The following is a 21,197-nucleotide window of genomic DNA, read 5'->3' on the forward strand; positions in this document are numbered from 1 at the left end:
TCGACACCTCCGGATGGGAGATCCGCATGCGCCACGGCACACCCCACGTCCGCGGACCCGCCTGGTGGGACCCCACCAGACGCTGGCGCACCCCACAACCCCCGACACCACGATCTGCGACACCACGAACAATGACCTCGCGCCACGACACGCGTTCTGTTCCGCTGCGGGTGTGACGAGCTGCTGCGGGTGTGATCTGTCGTTGCCGGGAGGACGAGCGCCAGCCCACTCAGCGAACGAGGAGAGACACCGCGACGATGGCGAGGGAGACGGCGCCGAAGGCGGTGGCGAGCGCCGTCAAGGCGAGAAGCATCCCGCCTCCGGGCATCGCCTCGGAAGAGAGCTCCGCCGGTGTGGAGAGGTCCGCCGGTGTGGAGAGGTCCGCCGGTGTGGAGAGCACCGCCGGTGTCGAGGAGTGCAGTGCGGCGGTCGTCTGCAGCTGCCGGCGCCGGGCGGCCACCCAGAACGTGCATGCAGCGCCGATGCCGACAACTCCCGGCGCGAGTCCCCACGCAGCCGCGTCGGCCGGCAGCAGAAGGGGGAAGATCCTGAGGGAGACCACCGAGCCGATCGCGATGGCGAGCGCAGTCCGCCGCCACGCGAGTTCCGTGCGCTCCGGCTGCAGTCCCGGATCGAACGGACCCGAGACGAGTGCCCCCGGGGGGATGTGCCCCTGACCGGTCACCGCCAGAGCACCCCCGCCAGAACCAGCAGGCCGACGACCGTCACGACGACCGCGAGCACGACCGCAGAGAAGGCTCCCGGCAGCGGGCGCGACTGGCGCAGGGCGCGCTCCGCGCGCATCCACTCCCACCAGGCGAGGGGCGCGACCGCCGTGCCGGTGATCATCAGCAGCAGTGAGGCCGCGAGGCGGAAACCGGCGTGCAGGTCGAGGCCCAGGACTTCGAGGGCGACGCCACCCGCGATCAGCGCGAGGCCGGTGCGGGTCCACGCGAGGAACGTGCGCTCGTTCGCCAGAGAGAAACGCGGATCGGGTTCTTCGCCGGTGCCGAACACCGAGGCGGGGAAACGTCGCATCGCCTCATCGTAGCGGCGGGGTGCGGCGGGGTGCGGCGCTCGCGGGAGAGCGACCGTCGTCAGGAGATCGTGATCTCGAAGCCGGTCGCGGTGGGGGTCACAGCCACCTGTGAGAGATCCGTGACCAGGACTGTCGGGTTGTGTGCTGCCGCGTGCTTCCCGACGCCGACGACCCGCATACCGGCCGCGAGACCCGCCTGGATTCCCGCGCCGGAGTCCTCGAACACGATGCAGTCCGCGGGGTCGATCCCCAGCAGGCCCGCGGCGCGGACGAATCCCTCGGGATCGGGCTTGGAGGCGGAGACGTCTTCGGCGGTCACGCTGCGCTCGGGGACGGTGAGCCCGGCGGCCTGCATCCGAGCGGTCATGAGGGCGACGTTGGCGGAGGTGACGATCGCGTGCGGGAACGGCTGCAGCGCCTCGAGCAGCGCCCGTGCGCCCGGGATCTCGATCACACCGTCGACATCACTCGCCTCCGTGGCGAGCATGACCTCGTTCTCACGGAGGTTGATGGCATGGTCGCGCTCGGGCAGCATGATCGCCATGCTCTGGTGACCCTGGCGGCCGTGCACGACGCGGAGCACCGTCTCGCGGTCGATGCCGTGCGGCTCCGCCCAGGCGAGCCAGAGCCGCTCCACGACAGCTGTCGAATCGACGAGGGTCCCGTCCATGTCGAGAAGGACGGCGCGGGCGGCGAGAGTCTGGGGCACCCCTCCAGGCTAGTGCGGGCCGGATCGGACGCCTGCCGACTTCTATGATGTGGACCGGGAGGCACGGACGATGAATGCACTCGCGAAGAGAGTCGTGCAGGTGCTGCGGCAGGTGCGGGGTCCCGACACGGCGGATGCCGTGTTCGAGGCGACTGCGCTGATCGTCGGCGCCGGGTTCCTCGTGATCGGCTTCCTCGTCGCGCTCCCGGTGTTCTGGGGACATGATCTGGCGATCAGCGGCAGCGGTTCGATCGGTGTCTTCGCCGCGTTCGGCGGAGCGATCACCGCGGCCATCGCCTTCGCCCTCGGACGCATCGCGGTGCGGCCGGAACAGGTGGATCCGGCCGCGGTCCGCGACGGCTTCACCGTGCCGGGCGATCGACTGCGCTGGTACGACCTCGCCGCCATCGCGTTCGCGCACGCGGCGATCGCCTACCTCGGCTGGCTCGGCGTCGCGGAGCTCCTCGAGCGGAGCTTCACGGATGCGCCGGTGTTCGCCTTTCCCGGCGCGGTGCTGGTGGCGGTCGCGTTCGCTCTGACCGGCTACGTCTCGTTTCTCAGCGCGGTGGCGCTCACGCCCATGGTCCTCTCGCTCGTGCTCGCGGTCTTCCTCGTCGTCGGCGCCTTCGCCAGCATGCTCGCCTCCAGCGACGTGCACTGGTGGCGCGACAACCTGTCGGCGCTCGGGATGAGCAGCAACAGCTCATCCGTGGCCTTCAACGCGACCCTGATCATCGCCGGCGTCATGGTGACGACCATCGCCCGGTACGCGACAGCCGGGCTCCCCGCCGACGATCCCGCCGACCGCCGCGGACGTTTCCTCGTGCGCGGAGGTCTGATCCTCCTGGGGATCTTCCTCGCCTGTGTCGGGCTGTTCCCCGTCGACGAGTTCTTCCTCCTGCACAACACCGTCGCGACCGGCATGACGGTCGTGTTCGGCGTCGTCGTGGTGGGACTGCCGTGGCTCCTGCCCAGCATCCCGAAGGTGTTCGTGGGCTTCGGCTGGGCCTTCGTGCTGGTGATCATCCTGCTGGCCGCATTCTTCGCGGTCGGTTACTACAACCTCACCGCGGTCGAACTCATCGCCGCAGTGCTGATCTTCAGCTGGATCATCGTCTTCCTGCGCACGGCGGGCTCGATCGGAACAGCGCCGCCCGCCCGCATCGACGAGGTCGAGCGGACGGGCGGCACCGTGCCGGGGGCTGCGGCGTGAGCGTCAGCCCTTCACACCACTGGCGGCGATTCCGGCGACGAACACCCGCTGCGTGACCAGGAACACCAGGAGCGTCGGAAGCGACGCGATGATCGCACCGGCCAGCACCACGTTCTGATACTCGAAGCTCATCGTGTAGGACATGAGCCTGTTCAGGGTCAGGACCACCGGGTAGAGCGCCTCCGAACGCAGGATCGAGAGCGGCCAGATGAAGTTGTTCCACGCATAGACGAACATGAAGACGGCGAGCGTGACGATCGCGGGCTTCAGCAGCGGAACGACGAACTGCCAGACGATCCGGAACTCTCCGGCGCCGTCCATCCTGGCCGCTTCGATGAGTTCGTCCGGAATGTCGCGGATGAACTGCCGCATCAGGAAGATGCCGAACGCGTTCGCCAACCACGGCAGCATCACGCCGAGATACGTGTCGGAGAGTCCCATGCTGTTGACCAGGTAGTACAGCGGCACCAGGGTCACGATCGGGGGCAGGAACATCGTCGCGACGATCGACCAGAAGAGCAGATCGCGCCCCTTGAAGGTGTGCTTGGCGAACACGTACCCCGCAAGGATGCTGGTGGCGAGGACACTGAGGGTGCTGCCACCGGCGATGATGAGGCTGTTCATCATGGACTGCATGAACGGCACTGCCGTCAGCGCGGTCGCGGCCTGATCGAGCGTCGGGTCGGTCGGGAACCAGGTCGGCGGGATCTGGGAGAACTCCGCGGGCGACTTCAGCGCCGAGATCACCAGCCAGTACAGCGGGAACAGCGGCACCAGGGCGACGATCGCCAGCAGCACGTAGAGTCCAGCCGTCGACAGCCGCCGCCGCATCGGAACCGGACGCCGAGAGGCCGGCGCCGTCTTCGGCTTCGGCTTCGGAGCCCGAGGCGGCGTGGAGGTCGGGGGCGAGGTGCTGGTCTGAAGACTCATCGCGTGCGTCCCTTCATGATGATGCCGAGGACCCCGCCGACGGCGATGATCATGAGGAACAGCGAGACCGCGAGGGCCGAGGACTCACCGGCCATGCCGTACTGGAACGCGGTGCGCTGGATCTCGAACGAGACCATGTTGGTCGAGTTCGCGGGCCCGCCCTGGGTGAGGAGGTAGATCGGATCGAACACCTGGATCGAGTTGATGAAGGTCATCAGCACCACGAACACCAGCGACGGGCGCAGCAGCGGGATCGTGATCGACCAGGTCTGACGGACGATGCCCGCGCCGTCGATGCGTGCGGCCTCGTAGAGGTCCTCGGAGATCTGGGTGAGCCCGGCGATGAGCAGGATGACGTAGTAGCCGAGCATCTGCCAGACGTTGAAGATCACGAGCGAGACCAGGGCCCACTGCGGGTCGCTGAGCCATCCGGGCGGGTCTATCCCGACCGCGGCGACCATGGTGCTCAGCGGGCCGTAGCCGGGCGCGTAGATGTTGCTCCAGATGATCACGATCGCGATCGTCGGGATCACATAGGTCGCGAAGAGCAGCACCCGCACGATGCCCTTGCCCTTGAGGCGCGGAAAGTACAGCAGGAGCGCGATCAGCAGGGCGATCGGCACGGTGATGACGATCGACAGCAGCACGTAGAGGGCAGTGTTGCCGAGCGCCTGCACTCTGGTCGCATCGGCGAACAGCCCGGAGTAGTTGTCGAGCCCCACCCACGTCATCTCGGTGATGGGGGTGAACATCGACCAGCGGTGGAAGCTGATCCAGACCGTCATCAGGGTGGGGATGAGGGTGAAGACGCCGATGATGAGCAGCGCCGGGCTGAGGAACAGCGCCGACCAGCGTCGGGTGGAGGCGATGCTCCGGCGCTTCGAGGTGCGCGCGACGGGCGGCGCGGCGGCGGGACGTTCGAGGGTCGTCAAGTCAGGCCTTTCGGGAGGATGGCGGGGAGGCGGTCGAGGCCGCCTCCCCGCCGGGGTGTCACTGAGCGGCGCTGAGCGCGGCGTCGACGTCGCGAGCGGCGTTCTCCATCGCCGTCTTCGCGTCGACCTGACCGTTCACGAGTGCCTCCAGCTGTCGCTGCAGGGCATCGGTCGCAGCCGGTCCGCCGAGCACGGTCGGGAACGGGGTCGCGTTCTCCAGAGCCGTCACGTACGACGACAGGAACGGCGTCTCCAGCTCGGCGGCGTGCGCCTCCAGGTCGGAGGAACGCGTGGGCAGGATCCCCATCGACAGCAGGATGTCGGCCATCGCCGAGGAACCGGCTTCGCCGGAGTCCGGGCCGTTGAGGTAGGTGAGGAACTCCCACGCCGCCTCCTGACGCGCGTCGGAGGCCTTGCCGTTGACCATCGTCATCCAGGAGTACGAGATCGACGAGGACTCATCGCCGCTGGGGCCGACCGGGATCGGCGCGGTGGCGACGTTCTCGAAGTCATCGCCCATACCGTCGCGGAGCGCGCTCTCCCACCAGTTGGCCATGACGATCATGCCGGTCTGACCGTTCACGAAGGCGTCGAGGTACGGGCCGGTGGTGTTGGCGTTCGCCGTCGACTTCCTGGGGTCGCTCGACCCGTCGGCGACCAGCTTCTCGTACAGTTCCGCCGTCTCGAGGGCTTCCGGGCTGGTCAGCTCGGAAGCCGTGCCCTCCTCGTTCAGGAACGAGCCGCCGTTCGACGCGAGCAGCGACAGGAACGGATGCACCACGCCGGAGTTCCAGCCGGTGATGAGGCCGAAGCCCTGCTGGTCTCCGGTGGTGAGCTTCGCGGAATCCTCCACGAGGGCGTCCCAATCGGCCGGAGGCTCGGCGATGCCCGCCGCGTCGAACAGCGCGGAGTTGTAGTTGAGCTGGTACAGGTCGATCTCGTTCGGGATGCCGTACACGTCGCCGCCGTTGCTCGCCGCCGAGACGACGCCGGCCGGCCAGTTCTCCGTGACCTCGTCGGCGACGTCGGCGGGCGCGGCAGCGGCGAGACCGTCGCGCACCAGCTCGGGCAGCCACGCGTCGTAGATGCCGACGATCGCCGGGCCGTCCGCCGACGCACCCTGCGTACGCAGGGTCGAGAGCAGGTTGCCGAACGGGACCGCCTGCACCTTGACGGTGATGTCGGGGTGGTCTTCGGTGAACGCCGCGCCGGCGGCCTCCAGCATCGCGACCTGGTCCGGTCCCCAGTGCGTGAGGAAGGTGAGTTCCTGGGGGCCGCCGGCATCGCCGGAGCCGCCGGAAGAGCCGGAGCAGCCGGCGAGGGTCAGCGTCGTCGCGAGCCCCAGAGCGGTGACCGCGAGAAGTGATTTCTTCATGGTTCCTTCGTTTCTGTGCGTATCGGGTGGGTGAGGAGGATCAGGGGCCTGCGAGGGTGAACTTCTCGGCCCCCGCAGATCGGAATGCGGCTGCGCGCCGCTCACCGACCAGGCAGCCCTTGACCTGCATGAGCGCGGAGTAGTAGTCGATGAAGCGGAAGCCGTAGGTCTCGCCGCGCGCGAAGGCGTGCTCCTGGATTCCGGTGAGCCAGAGGTCGAACGCCTCGTCGGGGATGCCGAAGAACGTGTCCGCCTCGAACCCCTCCATGTCCTCCCAGTTCTCGGCGTGCAGGATCCGCGGAACGGAATGCCGCGCCGCCTCGATCTCCTCGAGAGGGATGGAGGCGAGGAAGGCGCCGCGGAGGGCCGCCTGCGCCGCGCGCTCGTGGTCCCGGTGCATGGAGTGCACCCAGTGGGTGATCAGGACATCGGGCTTGGTCGCACGGATGATCTCGGCGATCTGCTCGGCGACCGCCTCGTCATCCGGGAGGAACCCGTCGGAGTAGTCGAGGGTGATCAGCTCAGCGCCGATCGTCTCGGCGAAGAAGCGGGCCTCGTGGAGTTTCTGCTCGCGGTAGACGCTCGGTGCGACCGTCGGATGCCCGCGCTCGCCGTAGGTGCAGTCGACGATGATGGCGCGGCCGCCCTCGAGGACGACCTTGGCGAGTGTGGGGCCCGCCGTCAGCTCCATGTCGCCGATGTGGCCGCCGACCGCGATGACGGTGTTAGACATTGCTCTCTCCGATCTCTGCGCGCAGGATGTCGAATGTGCGGGTCGCGGCGAACCCGGTCTTGGCGTACAGGGCCGATGCGGTCGATCCCTCATCGGCCCAGAGGAACCAGGCGCTGTGTGCGCCGAGGGCGGTCATCCGCTCCAGGGTCAGGTGGAGAAGCGCCTTGCCGAGTCCCGTTCCGCGGCTCTCCGGGAGCACACCGAAGGGGCCGAAGCGCTCGATCACGGACTCGTAGGTGCCGTGCATGGCCCAGCCGAGTACCGTGCCCTCAGGGTTCTTGGCGATGAGGATGCGTTCCAGCGGCAGCCCGCCGAGAACGCCTTCGCGGATCGCACGCGCCCAGTCGGAATTGAAGGCTTCGCCGGCGATGCGGATCAACGGCACGAGGTCGTCGTCGCTCGGCGTTCCGAGATACCACCCGTCGGCGCGCAGCGCTTCGATCCGAGAGCGGACGTCGTCGGGCATCTGATAGCCGATCAGTGAACGGTCCATCGCGCTCGGACGCTCGATGCGAGAGAACCCCAACGATTCGAGCAGTGCCGACGCGGCGGGGTAGCGGGCGGTATCGAGACCGGGCAGCACGTAGTTCGGCGTGTACGCCGAGAAGACGACCTCGGTCGCGCCGTGCGAGCGGAGCCAGCCGATCGCCTGGATCAGCAGACTGCGCCCGAGACCGTGTCCGCGCTGCTCGGGGACGACGAAGAAGAACGGGATCCACCCGGTCTCCGGCTGGAGATCGCCGGCGTCGTGTGCGATGCGGCGGCGGACGGCATAGGCCGCTCCGACGATCGCGCCGTCGCGCTCGGCGATGAGGAGGCCGTCCGCATCGAAGTTCCGATCGAGCAGGACCAGATCGCGCAGTCGTGCGGGGGTGATCCCGTCCTGCGGGGCGGATCGGGTCCAGGCCTCGGCGAGAGCAGCGCTCTCACCGGGTCGGAAGGGGCGCACCATCGTGGTGCCGTGCTCATACGTCAACGTCGTCGTCCTCTCGCCTTCGGGTGTGGCCAGTATGGCAACAATGTTCAAGAAAGTCGAGAGATGCGTAGATCGTTTACATCACGGAAATATGACGATCTCGCCGCCGGTCGCCGTGGGTGTCGAACCTGCGGGAGGAGGCCGGCGCGAGCTCAGTCGCGGAGGGCGCGGGTGGCCTCGCGGGTCCGGCGCAGCGCGTCGACGGTTTCGGCGAAACGGCGCTTCGCGATGCCGACGAACAGGCAGTCGACGAGCGCCAGCTGCGCGATCCGGCTGACCATCGCTCCGGCGCGGAAGGTGGATTCGCGCACCTCGGTGAACAATGCGTGATCGGCGGCGCCGGCGAGGGGGGAGTCCTTGGCCGACGTGACCGCGATGGTCGCCGCGCCGTTGGCACGCGCCGTCTCCAGGAAGCGCACCGTCTCCGCGGTGGAGCCCGCATGCGAGAACCCGATGGCGACCGTGGGGGAGGTCTGCAGGACGGTCGCGGCGATCGCTTCGTGCGGATCGGAGGGGACGTGGGCATTCCTGCCCACGCGAAGGAGCTTGTGTGCGAGGTCTTCTGCGACGAACTGGCTCGCCCCGATGCCGAAGATCAGGATGCGGTCGGCGCGGTCCACGGCGTCGATCGCGGCCTCCAGTACGTCGAAGTCGAGTCGGGCCACCGTCTCCTCTATCGCGAGCAGTTCGAGAGAGGCGAGTTTGGACACTGCTTCGCTGAGCGTGTCCTCGTCGGAGATCTCGGACCCGAATGCGCCCCGCGCTGAGAACTGCGCCGCCTCCTTGCCCAGCTCGGTCGCGAGCGCCATGCGCAGCGGCGCATAGCCGCTGAATCCGATCGCGCGACAGAACCGTACGACCGAGGCCACGGAGGTGTGGCACTCCTCGGCGAGTTCGTTGATGGTCATGTCGATGACGACCGACGGATTCTCCCGAATCGCTGCGGCGACGCGGGCGAGAGACGGGGGCAGCGTCGCGGCCGCTGCCTCGATCGTCGACTGAATGCTCATCCGCTTCCTCCAGAGATGTGGGATTCTCAGTATGTCGTGGGCCCCTGCGCAACGTTGGGTAAATTCTTTTCAGCAAGTCTAGATCCGATGTAGACTCTTTCCGAACTGTTGTGAACGTCACAGCGAGGAGAAAGATGAGCAGCGCCCCGACGGCCGTAGCGGTCGACCTCGGCAAGACACGTTGCCGCGTCATGGTCGACACCGAGCAGCGCGTCGTACGCTCGGGCATCGGCTCCCCGGGGCTCGCGACGCCGAACGGCGTCGAGGACGCCGTCGGGTCGATCCTTCCTCTGCTCAACCAGGACGCGGCACCCCAACTTCTCGGGGTCGGCGCAGCCGGCGCCTGGGTCGCACCCGACGCCGCGCTGGCGCTCGCGGCCGCTCTCGCCGCGTCGGTGCGGGCGCGCGTCGCCGTCGCGTCCGACGTCGTCACCGCCCATGCGGGCGCTCTCGGCGGTTCGCCCGGAGTGCTGCTGATCGCGGGCACCGGCGCTGCGGCACTCGGCGCCGACGCAGACGGCATCCGTCTGATCGACGGCTGGGGGCCCGACATCGGCGACCTCGGCAGCGGATCCTGGCTCGGCCGCGAAGCGGCCAGAGCCGTGCAGCGGGCGACCGTCGGGCTCGGACCCGATACGCGACTGAGTGAAACAGTCGCCGCGAGCATCCTTCCCGCCGACGACGTGGTCTCCTGGCTCGCCGAGGAGGGATCGGTCGCGCGGCGTCTCGGCTCCCTGGCGCCTCTCGTGCTCGACGCCGCAGAGACCGGTGACGACGTCGCCCACCGGATCGCGACGGAAGGCATCCGCCTGCTCACCGCCACGGCCGTCGCCGCCTCGTCACTGACTCGCGACATCGCGCTGCACGGCGGCCTCACGGATCACGCCTGGTTCCGAGACAGTCTCATCTCCTCGCTGCACGCCGCCGGACGCCGGGTGGTCCCCGCCGCCGGCGACGCCCTCGACGGCGCGCTGCTGATCGCACGCCGCACCGATCTCCCTCACGAAAGGTTCGTCCACCGTGCCGAATGACGACTCCCGCCTCGCCTCCCTCCTCTCCGTACTGGAAGGCCTCGGCACCGAGGCATCCACGACCGAGCGCGGGGATCTCGACCTGTTGAGCACGGCCGAGCTCGTGCATCGGATGAACGACGAGGACCGGCGGGTCCCCGAGGCGGTGGCCGAACGGGCGGACGAGATCGCGGCGGTCGTCGACGCGATCACGGAGCGGTTCCGGCGCGGCGGTCGGCTCATCTACATCGGGGCCGGCACGGCAGGCCGCATCGGCGTGCTGGATGCCAGCGAGTGCCCGCCCACCTTCGGCACGGACCCCTCGATGGTGGTCGGGCTGATCGCCGGCGGCGAGATCGCGATCCGCTCGGCCGTGGAGAATGCGGAGGACGACGCGGAGGCGGCAGGTGGATCCCTGCGTGAACTCGGACTCTCGGCCGACGACACGGTGGTCGGCATCTCGGCTTCCGGCCGGACGCCGTATGTCGTCGGCGGGCTGAACTACGCCCGCAGCGTCGGCGCGTTCACGGCGGCGATCGCCTCGAACGCGGACTCCGAGATCGGTGCCGCCGCGGAGGTCGCCATCGAGGTCGTGACCGGACCGGAGTTCATCTCCGGATCGACGCGGCTCAAGGCAGGCACCGCGCAGAAGCTCGTCGTGAACATGCTCACGACCCTGTCGATGATCAAGCTCGGCAAGACCTACCGCGGGGTGATGGTCGATCTCCTCGCCACGAACGAGAAGCTCCACGCGCGCTCCATCCGTACCGTGTCGCAGCTCGCCGGCGTCGACATCGACGTCGCGGCCGCCGCGCTGCAGGGGGCGGACGGCTCGGTCAAGCGCGCCCTGTTGATGCTGGCGGTCGACGCCACACCGCAGGCCGCGGCATCCGCGCTCGATGAGGCCGACGGGGTGCTCCGCGACGCGATCGCCGCTCTCGCCTGAGGGGAGTGGCCGGTGCCGTCGTGATGTGCCTCGGCCCCTGCGCGGGCCGCGCCGAGCCCGGGAGTCGGTCCGGTAGCGTGGCCGGATGCCCCTCGCCCTGATCACCGGCGCCGCGCGCGCGAACAGCATCGCCGCCGGCATCGTTCCCCGCCTGCGCGCGGCCGGATGGACCGTCGTGACCAGCGACCTCCGCGACGCCGACCACCCCGCCGACCTGTCGACCGCGGGTGGACCGGAGGCCCTGATCGCCGAGGTGGTGGCCGCGCACGGTCCGATCTCCGCGCTCATCCTCAGCCATGCGCACGACGTGCAATCCGGCATCCTCGACACCACGGCGGAGAGCTTCGACCTGCACGTCGCCGTGAACGCACGGGCGAGCCTGCTGCTGATCGCGGCGTTCGCGCGACAGGTCGGCGACGACGGGGGAGTGATCCTCGCCCTCACCAGCGACCACGTGACCGGAAACCTCCCCTACGGTGCATCCAAGGGCGCTCTCGACCGGTTGGTCATCTCGGCTGCCCGCGAGTTGGGGCCGCGCGGCATCTCGGCGAACGTGCTGAACCCCGGACCCATCGACACCGGCTGGATGGACGACGAGACGCGCACGGGGCTGGCCGGCATGACGCCGCTCGGACGGCTCGGACGCCCGGCAGATGTGGCCGCGCTCGTGGAGTTCCTCGTCTCGGACGAGGGCCGCTGGATATCCGGGCAGCTGCTCAAGTCGGACGGGGCATTCTCGGCGCAGTATTGAAGTGCGCTTTCCTCACGGAGTGCGCGTAGCGGAGCCCGAGATTCCGAGCAGCTCCGGTTACTGCTCGCGCTCCTGCGCGAGTGCCACGGCGCGGTCGAAGGTCGAGACGAGTACCTGTCGCCGCTCGGCGCGATAGTCCTCGTCGGGGTCGAGTTCATCGATGTAGTCGTCCCACACGCGGATGTACCGCTCGCGCCAGGCCTCGAGCGTGGCGCTCGGCGGGAACGTCGCGCCCACACGTCCGGCCGATCCGATGTCGGTGAGGAGCTCGAGCCATGCCGGCACCATGCTGCCGCCCCATTCGTCGGGTTGCAGCTCCGTGTCGTCGTCCTCATCGGCGAACGACTCGGCGATCTTGGCGATGAGATCGTCGGTGATCTCGCTCAATCCGTCTGCGACCGTGTCGTCGTCGAAGTTTCCCGGTCCCCACGTGCCCATCGTGCATCCTCCCGTTGCTGTCGTTTTCGGGATCAGTCAACCATGACGAGCAGACACCCCCGGTGCACTGCAGTCGTTGCGCGCCGCCGATTCGGCTCGTCAACTCGCGGCTTGTACGCTGGTGGCATCCCCCGATCCACCCGGCACATTCGCGCGCCGGCGATCTCGGCGCGCGCTCACACATGCAAGGACGCAGATGAACGATTCCGCGGCACACCGCGACGACTGGGCTGAGAGCGAAGAGCTGGCGGAGCGGATGATCCCGCTCATCGGGGCGCTTCGACGCGAACACGACGTGGTCACCTCGCTGCACGGGCACCGACTGCTCGGGCTCTCGGCGACGGGACTGGTCGAGGTGCACGAGCGCGTCGCCCAACTCGGGCACGAGCGGCTCCCGATCGAAGACACGCTCGCCGTGCTGGAGGCGATCCACGCCCTCGCTCCCGGCGCCTCGTCGCTCGACGTCGCGCGCCTGGTCGCGGGGCACGCCGAGAGCGGCCGGCCTCTGGACGACTACCTCGCCGAGGAACTCGCACCCGCCATGGGGGCCGTCGCCGCCGAGCCCACCGACGTGGTGCTCTACGGCTTCGGTCGCATCGGTCGCCTCCTCGCCCGCATCCTCATCGCCCACACCGGCGGCGGCAGCGGACTGCGGCTGCGCGCCATCGTCGTCCGCCGCGGGGCGGAGAACGACCTCGCCAAGCGCGCGTCCCTGCTGCTGCGCGATTCGGTGCACGGCCGCTTCGCCGGCTCCGTCACCGTCGAGGAGGAGGCCGAGCAGATCATCGCGAACGGCACCCGCATCCAGGTGATCTACTCCGACGACCCGGCATCCATCGACTACACCGCCCACGGAATCCACGACGCGATCGTCGTCGACAACACCGGACGCTGGCGCGACGAGGAAGGCCTCTCCCAGCACCTGCGGTCGACGGGCGTCGGGCGCGTGCTGCTCACCGCACCGGGAAAGAGCCCGCTCAAGAACATCGTGCACGGCATCAACGACGAGACGATCGCCGCCTCCGACCGCATCCTCTCCGCGGCCTCCTGCACCACGAACGCCATCACCCCGGTGCTGGCGGCGATCGACGAGGCGTACGGCGTCGTCAAGGGGCATGTCGAGACCGTGCACTCGTTCACGAACGACCAGAACCTGATCGACAACTTCCACAAGGGCGACCGCCGCGGTCGCTCGGCGGTGCTTAACATGGTCATCACCGAGACCGGAGCCGCGAAGGCCGTCGCCAAGGCGCTCCCGCAGCTGGAGGGCAAGCTCACCGGCAGCTCGATCCGTGTGCCCACGCCCGATGTGTCGCTCGCGGTGCTGCACCTCACCATCGAGCGCCCGGCCACCAAGGAGCAGGTCAACGACTACCTGCGCCGCGTCTCGCTGCACTCGAAGCTGCGCCAGCAGATCGACTACGTCGAGAGCCCCGACGTCGTCTCCACCGACTTCGTCGGCTCGCACCGCGCCGGCATCGTCGACGGCCTCGCCACGATCGCCGACGAGGACACCCTGATCCTCTACGTCTGGTACGACAACGAGTTCGGCTACTCGTGCCAGGTGATCCGCGTGCTCGAGGTCATGGCGGGGTCGCACCCGATCGTGCTGCCCGAGCGCCGCGAAGTGACGCTGCAGGGCTGAGCGTCTCCTGCGCCGCGTCGGTGGCGCCCGGCATGATGGGGGCATGAACACCGCGACCCTGCTCACCGAGCGTCTCCGCTCGCATCGGCTGAGCGCGCCGGCGCGCACGGTGACGGATGCCGCGCACCACATGCTCGCGGTGCAGAGCCAGGACTTCACCGCGGGCCGCTGGGCGCTCGCCGCGCGTACCCGCGGGCCGGTGCGTCTGCGCGACGTCGACCGTGCGTTCGACCGCGGCGACCTCGTGCGGGCGTGGACCATGCGCGGCACGCTGCACACCGTGCCGGCACGCGACCTGGGCTGGATGCTCGAGGTCACCGCCGCCCGACAGCGGCAGCAGGCGGTTTCCCGTCACCGTCAGCTGGGCATCGACGACGGCATGGTCGCGACGGCGGTGCGCGCGCTGACACCGCAGCTGCGCGACGGTGGCCGCACCCGCGCCGAGGTGTTCGAGATCCTCGAGGGCGTCGGCATCGACCCGACGGGGCAGCGCGGCATCCATCTGCTCTTCACCCTCACGATCGACGGCTTCATCTGCCAGGGGCCGGTCGCCGCGCGGGCGGGCATCACCAGAGACCAGCGGTTCGTGCTGGCCGAGGAGCACATCCGCGAGCACACCCGCCCGGCAGACCCACTCGCCGAGCTGTTCGTGCGCTACATCGGCGGACATGGACCGGCGGGCGTCGCCGACTTCGCGTGGTGGTCGGGACTCACGCTCGGACAGTCACGCGAGGCGGTCGAGCGCGCGGCAGGGCGGGTCGACGAGGTGGACGAAGGGCTGTTCGTGTCGCTCCAGCGTCCGCGGCGCGCGACGGGCGCGGCGACGGTCCACGCCCTCCCCGCGTTCGACGAGTACTACATCTCCTATGCCGACCGCACGACCGTGTGCGCGCCCGAGCACCTGGCCACCGTCGGCCCGGGCAAGAACGGCATGGTGCGCGCCACGCTCATCGAGCAGGGACGCGTCATCGGATGCTGGACGCACGCGAGCGCGACCCGCGACGCGCCGCCGGAGCTGTTCGCGGAACCCGCCGAACCGGCAGCCGTGGAGGCCGCGCTGGCGCGATTCGCGCACTTCGCCGGCGACTGAGCGCGTCGCCGGCGAAGAAAACGGTCACCGCGAGGCGAGCACGGCCTCCGCGGGGGCGACGAGTGCGGCGATCTCGGGAGCCAGCGCGATGAGGCGCTCGTTGGCCTCGGGCTCGGCGACGGTCGCCCGGAGCCCTTCGCCCGGGAACGGTCGCACGAGCAGGCCGTGACGTTCCAACAGCTCGGCGGCAGCGGCCGTGGCATCACCGAGGGGAAGCCAGACGAAGTTGCCCTTGCTCTCGGGAAGCGCGAGGCCGGCGGTGGTGAAGGCGGCGACGACGCGCTCCCGCTCGACGACGAGCTCGGCGACCCTGGCCTCGAGCTCGTCCTCGGCGGCGAGGGAGGCGATCGCGGCCGTCTGCGCCAGGTCGGTCACGCCGAACGGGATGGCGACCTTGCGCAGCGCGATGCCCAACTGCTCGGGGGCGATCGCGTAGCCGATGCGCATGCCGGCCAGGCCGTACGCCTTCGAGAAGGTGTGCGCGACGGCGACGTTCGGGTAGCGGCGGAAGTACTCGATGCCGACGGGGGAGTCGTCGCGGTCGTTGAACTGCACGTACGCCTCGTCGATCACGACGACGATGTGCGGCGGGACCTGGGCGAGGAACCGGTCGAGCTCGGCGTCGCCGATCGTCGTTCCGGTCGGGTTGTTGGGGTTGCACACCAGGATCAGGCGCGTGCGATCGGTGATGGCCGCCCGCATCGCGTCGAGGTCGTGCCGGTGGTCGTCCGTGAGGGGAACCATGACGGGCACGGCTCCGGCCGCGCGAGCGAGCATCGGATACGCCTCGAACGACCGCCAGGCGAACAGGATCTCATCGCCCTCGCCGGCCGTCGCGCGCATCAGCTGCGAGACGACCTCGACCGATCCGCTGCCGAGCACGACGTTCACCGGCTCGACGCCGAACCGCTCGCACAGCACGGCGGTGAGGGCGGTCGCCGCGGTCTCGGGGTAGCGGTTGATATGCGCGAGCCGGTCGGCGATGGCCGCGGTCACCGACGGGAGCGGGGGATAGGGGTTCTCGTTCGACGACACCTTGAACACCGGTCCGGTGGTCTCCGCCTGCGGCGCGGCCTTCCCCGGGGTGTATCCGGGGATCGCGTTCAGGTCCTCCCGCAGTCTCAGCTCCGACATCCGTTCCGCCTCTCTCATCATCCGCTCGTGCGGCACCCGTCCGTCCGTTTGACAGTGCCGGGCATCATCCATACTATCGCAATTGAATATATCGAATGTGGTCAATTCGGTCGATGGCGGCCGGAACGACGGAAGGAGCGGAGCGACGGTGCCCCAGTCTGCGGTGAATTCCCCGGAAGCGTCCCTCGCCCTGCGCGTGCGGGCGATGCGGTGGGAGGCGCGGGACGTGCTGTCCCTCGAACTCGACGACCCGACGGGCGCGCCCCTGCCCGCGTGGGAGCCCGGCGCGCACATCGACCTCCGCTTCGCGAACGGAGTGGAGCGCCAGTATTCGCTGTGCTCCGACCCCGCCGACCGCACTGCCTGGCGCGTCGCGATCCTGGCCGAGAGCCCGAGTCGCGGCGGCTCCCGCTATGTGCACCAGAGTCTCCGGGTCGGCGAACTCGTGACCGTCTCCGCCCCGATCAACCACTTCGCGCTCACCCCCGCAACGGAGTACGTGTTCGTCGCGGGCGGCATCGGCATCACGCCGATCCTGCCGATGCTGTCCGAGGCCGTCCGCCGCGGGATCCCGTGGCGCCTGGCGTATCTCGGCTCGACGGAGGAACGGATGGCGTTCCTCCGCTACCCCCAGCTGGCCGGGGGCGAGACGCTCCTGGTCCGTGGCGACGCCGACGAGCGACTCGACCTCGCCGCGTGGATCGGCGTCCCCTCCGCTGGGACCGCCGTGTACGCGTGCGGCCCCGAACGCATGCTGGATGCCCTCGAGCAACTCAGCCTCGACTGGCCGCACGGCGCGCTGCACCTCGAGCGCTTCCAGCCGAAGACCTTCGGGGAGTCGCAGGGCGCCGACACCTTCGAGGTCGTCGCGACCAGGTCCGACCTCGTCGTCACGGTCGACCGCGGCTGCAGCATCCTCGAGATGCTCGAGAGCGCCGGGATCGGGGTGCCGAGTTCCTGCCTCGAGGGCGTCTGTGGCACCTGCGAGACGACCGTGATCGACGGCACCCCCGAACACCGGGACTCGATCCTCACCCCCGACGAGCGCGAGAGCAACGAGACGATGATGATCTGCGTGTCCCGCTCTCTCGGCGAGCGTCTCGTCCTCGACATCTGACCCCCCGCACGAACGGAGCGAACATGGACACCGGAACCGCATACGGCCTACGCCTCGGGCAGCCGCTCAACGAGCTCGCCCAGGTCGGCCCCGGTACCCCCTACGGCGAGGTGCTTCGCCGCTACTGGCACCCGGTCGCGAAGGTCGAGGATGCGACGACGCGCCCGATCTCGCTGCGGGTGCTGGGCGAGGAGCTCGTGCTCTTCCGCACCCGCAAGGGCAAGGCCGGCCTGCTGCACCCGCGCTGCATCCATCGCGGCGCCTCGTTGTTCTACGGCGGCGTCGAGGAGGAGGGCATCCGCTGCTGCTACCACGGGTGGGTGTTCGACACCGAGGGGCACTGCCTCGAGCAGCCGTGCGAGCCCGAACTGGGCCTGCACCGCGATCGTGTGCGCCAGCCCTGGTATCCGGTCGAGGAGCAGTACGGCCTGATCTGGGCGTACCTGGGCCCGCCCGAGAAGAAGCCCGTGCTTCCGCGGTACGACACCCTTGAGGAGCTCGCCGACGACGAGCAGTTGATCGTCAACGACCAGGGCGTGGGCGGCGGCGGACCCGCCGAGCTCGACTTCAACTGGCTGCAGCACTGGGAGAACGTGATGGACCCGTTCCACGTGCCGATCCTGCACGCGCGCTTCAGCGGCAACCAGTTCACTCCCGAGATGGCGCTCATCCCCGAGGTCAGCTACGAGTACACGCCGCTCGGCGTGCGCAGCATCCAGATGCGCGAGCTCGGCGACGGTCGTCAGCTGCGCCGCGTCACCGAGGTCATCTTCCCGAACCTGCGGGTCGTGGCCAGCCCGAAGCTCAGTTCGGGGCAGACGAACATGATCGGCTGGGTCGTGCCGATGGATGACACGAACTTCCGCATCTTCACCGTGGCGCGCGATGCCGATCCCGACTTCCTCGCGAAGCTCCGCTCCACGCACGAGGGCAAGCCGTGGAAGGAGCTCACCGACCTCGAGCATCAGCGCCTGCCCGGTGACTACGAGGCGCAGAAGTCGCAGGGTGCCATCTCGCTGCACTCCGAGGATCACCTCACGACCACCGATCAGGGCATCGCGATGATCCGGCGGATGATGGCCAAGCAGCACCGCGCGGTCGCAGCCGGCGGCGACCCGGTGGGCGTGAGCTTCGATGAGGCGGAGCGGCTGGTGCGCATCGAGGGCGGCAACTACTTCGAGGGTGCCGCAGACGCGCCGCTGCTCGCCGACGCGGTGGACGACTGACATGGCGAAGTACACGGCGCGACCGCCGCGCGGAGACCGCCCGGTCCTCGTGCTCGGGATCAGCGACGTGTTCGTGATCGAGGGCGAGCCCTCGGTCCCGGTGAGCATGCACCACCTCTCCGCCTGGGGCCGGTGGGTTCGCGACGTCGCCATCCCGGACTCGGCGGCCCGACGCCTGCACGAGCTGGCCGAGCACTTCGACATCGTCTGGGCATCCGAGTGGGGACACAACGCGCACACGGCGTTCCGCGGGCCGCTCGAGTTGCCGGAGGAGCCCTGGCCCTTCTTGCCCGTGCAGTTCGACAAGCTCGCGCACATCCGCCGCTATGCCGATGGTCTGCCGTGGGTCTGGGTCGACGATCCTCTCGTGGATCTCAGCGGAGAGCCGCCGGAGTGCGAGGACGGGATCGTCGTGCGGGTCGACCCCGCTGCCGGCATCCTCAGCCTCGATCTCGATGATCTGCTGACACGGACGCGCGCGCTCGTCGAACGGCGCACGGGAGGGAACACGATGCACACGAGCGAGGAGCAGGGATGAGCGCTGACGTCGCGATCGTCGGCGGACGCGTGGTCACCGGCCTCGGTGAGGAGCTCGACGGCGGCACGGTGCTCGTGGCGGGCGGCCGCATCGAGGCGGTCGGTGTCGGGATCGCGGTGCCGGACGGTGCGCGGGTGATCGATGCGACGGGATGCTGGGTCCTGCCCGGACTCATCGACCCGCACAGCCACATCGGCGTGCACGAAGAAGCCAACGGCCCCGCGGGCTTCGACGGCAGCGAGGTGTCGTCGCCCGTGACCGCCGGCGTGCGGGCGATCGACGCGATCAACATCGAGGACATGGCGTTCGCCGACGCGTTGGCAGGCGGCATCACGGCGGTCGTCGTGAAACCGGGATCGGGGAATCCGATCGGCGGGCAGAGCGTGGCGATCAAGACCGCCGGTGGACGCTCGGTCGACGAGCAGGTCATCCGCGCGGCGCTCGGCATGAAGTCGGCGCTCGGCGAGAATCCGAAGCAGGCCTATGGGGAGCGTAAGCAGCTGCCGTCGACCCGTCTCGGCATCGCGCTCGTCATCCGGCAGGCGCTCCTGGATGCGCGCGACTACGCCGAACGGCGGGATCGCGCCCGCGCCGAGGGCACACCGTTCGCGGTCGACCTGGGAAAGCAGGCGCTCACCGAGGCCCTCGACGGCGCGCTCTCCTGGGAGCAGCACGCGCATCGGCACGACGACATCGCGACGGCGCTGCGCATCGCCGAGGAGTTCGGGCTGCGTCTCGTGCTCAACCACGGAACCGAGGCCCACAAGCTCGCCGACGTGCTCGCGGAGCGCGATGTGCCCGTCATCTTCGGCCCCATCCTGTCGAGCCGATCCAAGGTCGAGGTGCGCGAGGCCGATCCTGCGAACCTCGCGACCCTCGCCGCCGCGGGAGTGCGCGTCGCCCTGACCACCGATCATCCGGTGGTTCCCATCGGGCTCCTCGCTCTGCAGGCTGCCGTCGCCGTGCGTGCCGGCCTTCCCCGCGAGACCGCCATCGCCGCCATGACCTCCGCCGCGGCCGACATCGCCGGCATCGGCGACCGCGTCGGTGCGCTGGAGGTCGGCCGCGACGCGGATGTGGTTCTGTGGACCGGAGACCCGCTCGACGTCGCCTCGACCGTGCGGGAGGTGCTCATCGACGGACGGACCGTCTACACCGCGAAGAAGGAGAACTTGTGACGCTGCGCGACGATGCCGCCCGCCTGCTGCCCGAGCTGGTCGATCTGCGACGCCGCCTGCACCGCATCCCCGAGGTCGGTTTCGAGCTTCCGCAGACGCAGGCCGTCGTGCTCGCGGAACTCGCCGACCTCGGCCTCGAGATCACCACCGGCAGTGACCTGAGCTCGGTCACCGCGGTGCTGCGCGGAGCGGCGGACGGGCCGTCGGTGCTGCTGCGGGGCGACATGGACGCGCTGGCGATCGTCGAGGAGACCGGGCTCGAGTACGCGTCCGTGAACGGCGCCATGCACGCGTGCGGACATGACCTCCATGTGGCGGGACTCGTCGGTGCCGCCCGGCTGCTCGCGGCACGGCGGGAGAGCATCGCGGGGTCCGTCGTCTTCATGTTCCAGCCGGGCGAGGAGGCCGGCGGAGGTGCGCCGCTGATGATCCGCGACGGCGTGCTCGAGGCGTCAGGCGCGAGGGTCGAAGCGGCATACGGCATCCATGTCGGTCCGGGGGAGCGCGGCACGTTCCAACTCAAACCGGGCACGATCATGGCCGGTGCGAATGTGCTGAGGGTCACCGTGCACGGCCGGGGTGGCCACGGCTCCCGCCCGCATCAGGCGGTCGATCCGGTGCCCGCGGTCGCCGAGATCGTGCTGGCGCTGCAGAGTTGGGTCACCCGGCGCGTCGACGTGTTCGACCCCGTGGTGCTCTCGGTGACGAAGCTGTTCGCGAGCGAGGTCGTGAACGTGATCCCCGAGCAGGCCGGCCTCGCCGCGACGCTGCGCACGTTGTCCGAGGCCTCGATCGCACAGGCCCAAGCGGAACTTCCGCCCCTCATCGAGCGCATCGCGGCCGCGCACGGGTGCACGGCCGATGTCGAGGTGATCATCGGCTATCCGGTGACCGTCAACACGGCCCCGGAGACCGCGGCGGCGACGGCGGTGCTGCGCGAGGAATTCGGCGACGAGCGGGTCGAAGAGCTCGCCGTGCCGTGGATGGCCTCGGAGGACTTCTCGTTCGTGCTCCGCGAGGTTCCCGGGACGTTCCTGTTCCTGTGTGCCACGCCGCCGCACGTCGATCCGGACGACATCCCGATGAACCATTCACCGCACGCGGTCTTCGACGATGCGGTGCTCGGCGATCAGGCCGCGGCGCTGGCCGCGCTCGCTCTCTGGCACGTGTCCCGCTAGGCGCGGGCGCCGTCCGGTCGCGGTACCGA

The 21,197-nt window shown here is 69.4% G+C and carries 22 protein-coding genes; 11 read left to right on the top strand and 11 right to left on the bottom strand.

From position 1 onward, the window contains the following. Positions 1 to 229 precede the first annotated feature (229 nt). The 3 genes from CQ034_RS00005 to CQ034_RS00015 are packed head-to-tail and all read right to left on the bottom strand — an operon-like array spanning position 230 to position 1,748. Positions 230 to 685 (bottom strand): DUF202 domain-containing protein, encoded by a 456-nt coding sequence (locus tag CQ034_RS00005; RefSeq protein WP_258133878.1) that lies wholly within the window; start codon positions 683 to 685, stop codon positions 230 to 232. Then, positions 682 to 1,038, bottom strand: a complete 357-nt coding sequence (locus CQ034_RS00010) for a YidH family protein (protein WP_105709491.1) — start codon at positions 1,036 to 1,038, stop codon at positions 682 to 684. Before CQ034_RS00010 ends, CQ034_RS00005 begins: the two co-directional genes overlap by 4 nt. A gap of 59 nt (positions 1,039 to 1,097) precedes the next feature. Next, positions 1,098 to 1,748, bottom strand: coding sequence for an HAD-IA family hydrolase (locus CQ034_RS00015; protein ID WP_029263051.1), 651 nt, complete (start codon positions 1,746 to 1,748; stop codon positions 1,098 to 1,100). Positions 1,749 to 1,818: 70 nt separating this feature from the next. On the opposite strand from CQ034_RS00015, the gene CQ034_RS00020 reads away from it, so the two are divergent. Continuing rightward, positions 1,819 to 2,961, top strand: coding sequence for a DUF998 domain-containing protein (locus tag CQ034_RS00020; RefSeq protein ID WP_105710303.1), 1,143 nt, complete (start codon positions 1,819 to 1,821; stop codon positions 2,959 to 2,961). Between the two features lie 3 nt (positions 2,962 to 2,964). Here the strand turns inward: CQ034_RS00020 and CQ034_RS00025 are convergent, their stop codons facing one another. From CQ034_RS00025 to CQ034_RS00050, 6 genes are all read right to left on the bottom strand, one after another. Further along, positions 2,965 to 3,891, bottom strand: a complete 927-nt coding sequence (locus tag CQ034_RS00025; protein ID WP_219860748.1) for a carbohydrate ABC transporter permease — start codon at positions 3,889 to 3,891, stop codon at positions 2,965 to 2,967. After that, entirely contained in the window at positions 3,888 to 4,823 is a 936-nt protein-coding gene (locus tag CQ034_RS00030; protein ID WP_051662632.1) for a carbohydrate ABC transporter permease, read from the bottom strand. The genes CQ034_RS00025 and CQ034_RS00030 overlap by 4 nt, the downstream gene beginning before the upstream one ends. 58 nt (positions 4,824 to 4,881) lie before the next feature. Beyond that, complete coding sequence (locus CQ034_RS00035; protein WP_105709492.1) at positions 4,882 to 6,198, bottom strand: extracellular solute-binding protein; 1,317 nt, start codon at positions 6,196 to 6,198, stop codon at positions 4,882 to 4,884. Between the two features lie 40 nt (positions 6,199 to 6,238). After that, the gene (locus CQ034_RS00040; protein ID WP_029263046.1) at positions 6,239 to 6,931 is read right to left on the bottom strand and encodes a PIG-L deacetylase family protein; all 693 of its coding nucleotides are present in this window, start codon (positions 6,929 to 6,931) and stop codon (positions 6,239 to 6,241) included. After that, the gene (locus tag CQ034_RS00045) at positions 6,924 to 7,907 is read right to left on the bottom strand and encodes a GNAT family N-acetyltransferase (protein WP_219860749.1); all 984 of its coding nucleotides are present in this window, start codon (positions 7,905 to 7,907) and stop codon (positions 6,924 to 6,926) included. The genes CQ034_RS00040 and CQ034_RS00045 overlap by 8 nt, the downstream gene beginning before the upstream one ends. Before the next feature lie 152 nt (positions 7,908 to 8,059). Then, the gene (locus tag CQ034_RS00050) at positions 8,060 to 8,917 is read right to left on the bottom strand and encodes a MurR/RpiR family transcriptional regulator (protein ID WP_029263044.1); all 858 of its coding nucleotides are present in this window, start codon (positions 8,915 to 8,917) and stop codon (positions 8,060 to 8,062) included. A 134-nt stretch (positions 8,918 to 9,051) separates the two neighbouring features. Here CQ034_RS00050 and CQ034_RS00055 point away from each other — a divergent pair, with 134 nt between their 5' ends. The 3 genes from CQ034_RS00055 to CQ034_RS00065 all read left to right on the top strand — a co-directional run bounded on the left by CQ034_RS00055 (position 9,052) and on the right by CQ034_RS00065 (position 11,624). Then, on the top strand, positions 9,052 to 9,948 hold the full coding sequence (locus CQ034_RS00055; protein WP_105709494.1) for an N-acetylglucosamine kinase: 897 nt from the start codon (positions 9,052 to 9,054) through the stop codon (positions 9,946 to 9,948). After that, a complete protein-coding gene (gene murQ / locus CQ034_RS00060; RefSeq protein ID WP_105709495.1) occupies positions 9,938 to 10,873 on the top strand; it encodes an N-acetylmuramic acid 6-phosphate etherase in 936 nt (311 codons plus the stop codon). The genes CQ034_RS00055 and murQ overlap by 11 nt, the downstream gene beginning before the upstream one ends. An 85-nt stretch (positions 10,874 to 10,958) precedes the next feature. Next, positions 10,959 to 11,624: an SDR family oxidoreductase gene (locus tag CQ034_RS00065; RefSeq protein ID WP_105709496.1), complete on the top strand. Its 666-nt coding sequence runs from the start codon at positions 10,959 to 10,961 to the stop codon at positions 11,622 to 11,624. Positions 11,625 to 11,681: 57 nt separating this feature from the next. Here CQ034_RS00065 and CQ034_RS00070 read toward each other — a convergent pair whose 3' ends face one another. Beyond that, complete coding sequence (locus tag CQ034_RS00070) at positions 11,682 to 12,062, bottom strand: DUF4259 domain-containing protein (RefSeq protein WP_105709497.1); 381 nt, start codon at positions 12,060 to 12,062, stop codon at positions 11,682 to 11,684. 196 nt (positions 12,063 to 12,258) lie between these two features. Between CQ034_RS00070 and CQ034_RS00075 the strand changes: the two genes are divergently transcribed. Continuing rightward, complete coding sequence (locus CQ034_RS00075) at positions 12,259 to 13,707, top strand: glyceraldehyde-3-phosphate dehydrogenase (RefSeq protein ID WP_105709498.1); 1,449 nt, start codon at positions 12,259 to 12,261, stop codon at positions 13,705 to 13,707. Positions 13,708 to 13,750: 43 nt separating this feature from the next. Continuing rightward, entirely contained in the window at positions 13,751 to 14,797 is a 1,047-nt protein-coding gene (locus CQ034_RS00080; protein ID WP_105709499.1) for a winged helix DNA-binding domain-containing protein, read from the top strand. Positions 14,798 to 14,821: 24 nt separating this feature from the next. Here the strand turns inward: CQ034_RS00080 and hisC are convergent, their stop codons facing one another. Next, positions 14,822 to 15,931 (bottom strand): histidinol-phosphate transaminase, encoded by a 1,110-nt coding sequence (gene hisC / locus CQ034_RS00085; RefSeq protein ID WP_105709500.1) that lies wholly within the window; start codon positions 15,929 to 15,931, stop codon positions 14,822 to 14,824. 148 nt (positions 15,932 to 16,079) lie between these two features. Here hisC and CQ034_RS00090 point away from each other — a divergent pair, with 148 nt between their 5' ends. The 5 genes from CQ034_RS00090 to CQ034_RS00110 are packed head-to-tail and all read left to right on the top strand — an operon-like array spanning position 16,080 to position 21,168. Next, the gene (locus CQ034_RS00090) at positions 16,080 to 17,048 is read left to right on the top strand and encodes a PDR/VanB family oxidoreductase (RefSeq protein WP_258133889.1); all 969 of its coding nucleotides are present in this window, start codon (positions 16,080 to 16,082) and stop codon (positions 17,046 to 17,048) included. Between the two features lie 23 nt (positions 17,049 to 17,071). Continuing rightward, positions 17,072 to 18,274, top strand: a complete 1,203-nt coding sequence (locus CQ034_RS00095; protein WP_105709501.1) for an aromatic ring-hydroxylating dioxygenase subunit alpha — start codon at positions 17,072 to 17,074, stop codon at positions 18,272 to 18,274. Position 18,275: 1 nt separating this feature from the next. Further along, the gene (locus tag CQ034_RS00100; protein ID WP_029263035.1) at positions 18,276 to 18,812 is read left to right on the top strand and encodes a hypothetical protein; all 537 of its coding nucleotides are present in this window, start codon (positions 18,276 to 18,278) and stop codon (positions 18,810 to 18,812) included. Continuing rightward, positions 18,809 to 19,990, top strand: coding sequence for an amidohydrolase (locus CQ034_RS00105; RefSeq protein ID WP_105709502.1), 1,182 nt, complete (start codon positions 18,809 to 18,811; stop codon positions 19,988 to 19,990). Before CQ034_RS00100 ends, CQ034_RS00105 begins: the two co-directional genes overlap by 4 nt. Beyond that, positions 19,987 to 21,168: a M20 family metallopeptidase gene (locus CQ034_RS00110; RefSeq protein ID WP_105709503.1), complete on the top strand. Its 1,182-nt coding sequence runs from the start codon at positions 19,987 to 19,989 to the stop codon at positions 21,166 to 21,168. The genes CQ034_RS00105 and CQ034_RS00110 overlap by 4 nt, the downstream gene beginning before the upstream one ends. Positions 21,169 to 21,197: the final 29 nt, after the last annotated feature.

Origin of the sequence: Microbacterium sp. MYb45, assembly GCF_002979655.1 — a bacterium.
Taxonomy (GTDB): Bacteria; Actinomycetota; Actinomycetes; order Actinomycetales; family Microbacteriaceae; genus Microbacterium.

Coding starts and splice junctions, on each gene's coding strand:
- CQ034_RS00055 (WP_105709494.1), top strand. CDS start 9,052: ATGAGCAGCGCCCCGACGGCCGTAGCGGTCGACCTCGGCAAGACACGT.
- CQ034_RS00020 (WP_105710303.1), top strand. CDS start 1,819: ATGAATGCACTCGCGAAGAGAGTCGTGCAGGTGCTGCGGCAGGTGCGG.
- hisC (WP_105709500.1), bottom strand. CDS start 15,931: ATGTCGGAGCTGAGACTGCGGGAGGACCTGAACGCGATCCCCGGATAC.
- CQ034_RS00080 (WP_105709499.1), top strand. CDS start 13,751: ATGAACACCGCGACCCTGCTCACCGAGCGTCTCCGCTCGCATCGGCTG.
- CQ034_RS00035 (WP_105709492.1), bottom strand. CDS start 6,198: ATGAAGAAATCACTTCTCGCGGTCACCGCTCTGGGGCTCGCGACGACG.
- CQ034_RS00050 (WP_029263044.1), bottom strand. CDS start 8,917: ATGAGCATTCAGTCGACGATCGAGGCAGCGGCCGCGACGCTGCCCCCG.
- CQ034_RS00025 (WP_219860748.1), bottom strand. CDS start 3,891: ATGAGTCTTCAGACCAGCACCTCGCCCCCGACCTCCACGCCGCCTCGG.
- CQ034_RS00095 (WP_105709501.1), top strand. CDS start 17,072: ATGGACACCGGAACCGCATACGGCCTACGCCTCGGGCAGCCGCTCAAC.
- CQ034_RS00065 (WP_105709496.1), top strand. CDS start 10,959: ATGCCCCTCGCCCTGATCACCGGCGCCGCGCGCGCGAACAGCATCGCC.
- CQ034_RS00105 (WP_105709502.1), top strand. CDS start 18,809: ATGAGCGCTGACGTCGCGATCGTCGGCGGACGCGTGGTCACCGGCCTC.
- CQ034_RS00010 (WP_105709491.1), bottom strand. CDS start 1,038: ATGCGACGTTTCCCCGCCTCGGTGTTCGGCACCGGCGAAGAACCCGAT.
- CQ034_RS00040 (WP_029263046.1), bottom strand. CDS start 6,931: ATGTCTAACACCGTCATCGCGGTCGGCGGCCACATCGGCGACATGGAG.
- CQ034_RS00100 (WP_029263035.1), top strand. CDS start 18,276: ATGGCGAAGTACACGGCGCGACCGCCGCGCGGAGACCGCCCGGTCCTC.
- CQ034_RS00075 (WP_105709498.1), top strand. CDS start 12,259: ATGAACGATTCCGCGGCACACCGCGACGACTGGGCTGAGAGCGAAGAG.
- CQ034_RS00070 (WP_105709497.1), bottom strand. CDS start 12,062: ATGGGCACGTGGGGACCGGGAAACTTCGACGACGACACGGTCGCAGAC.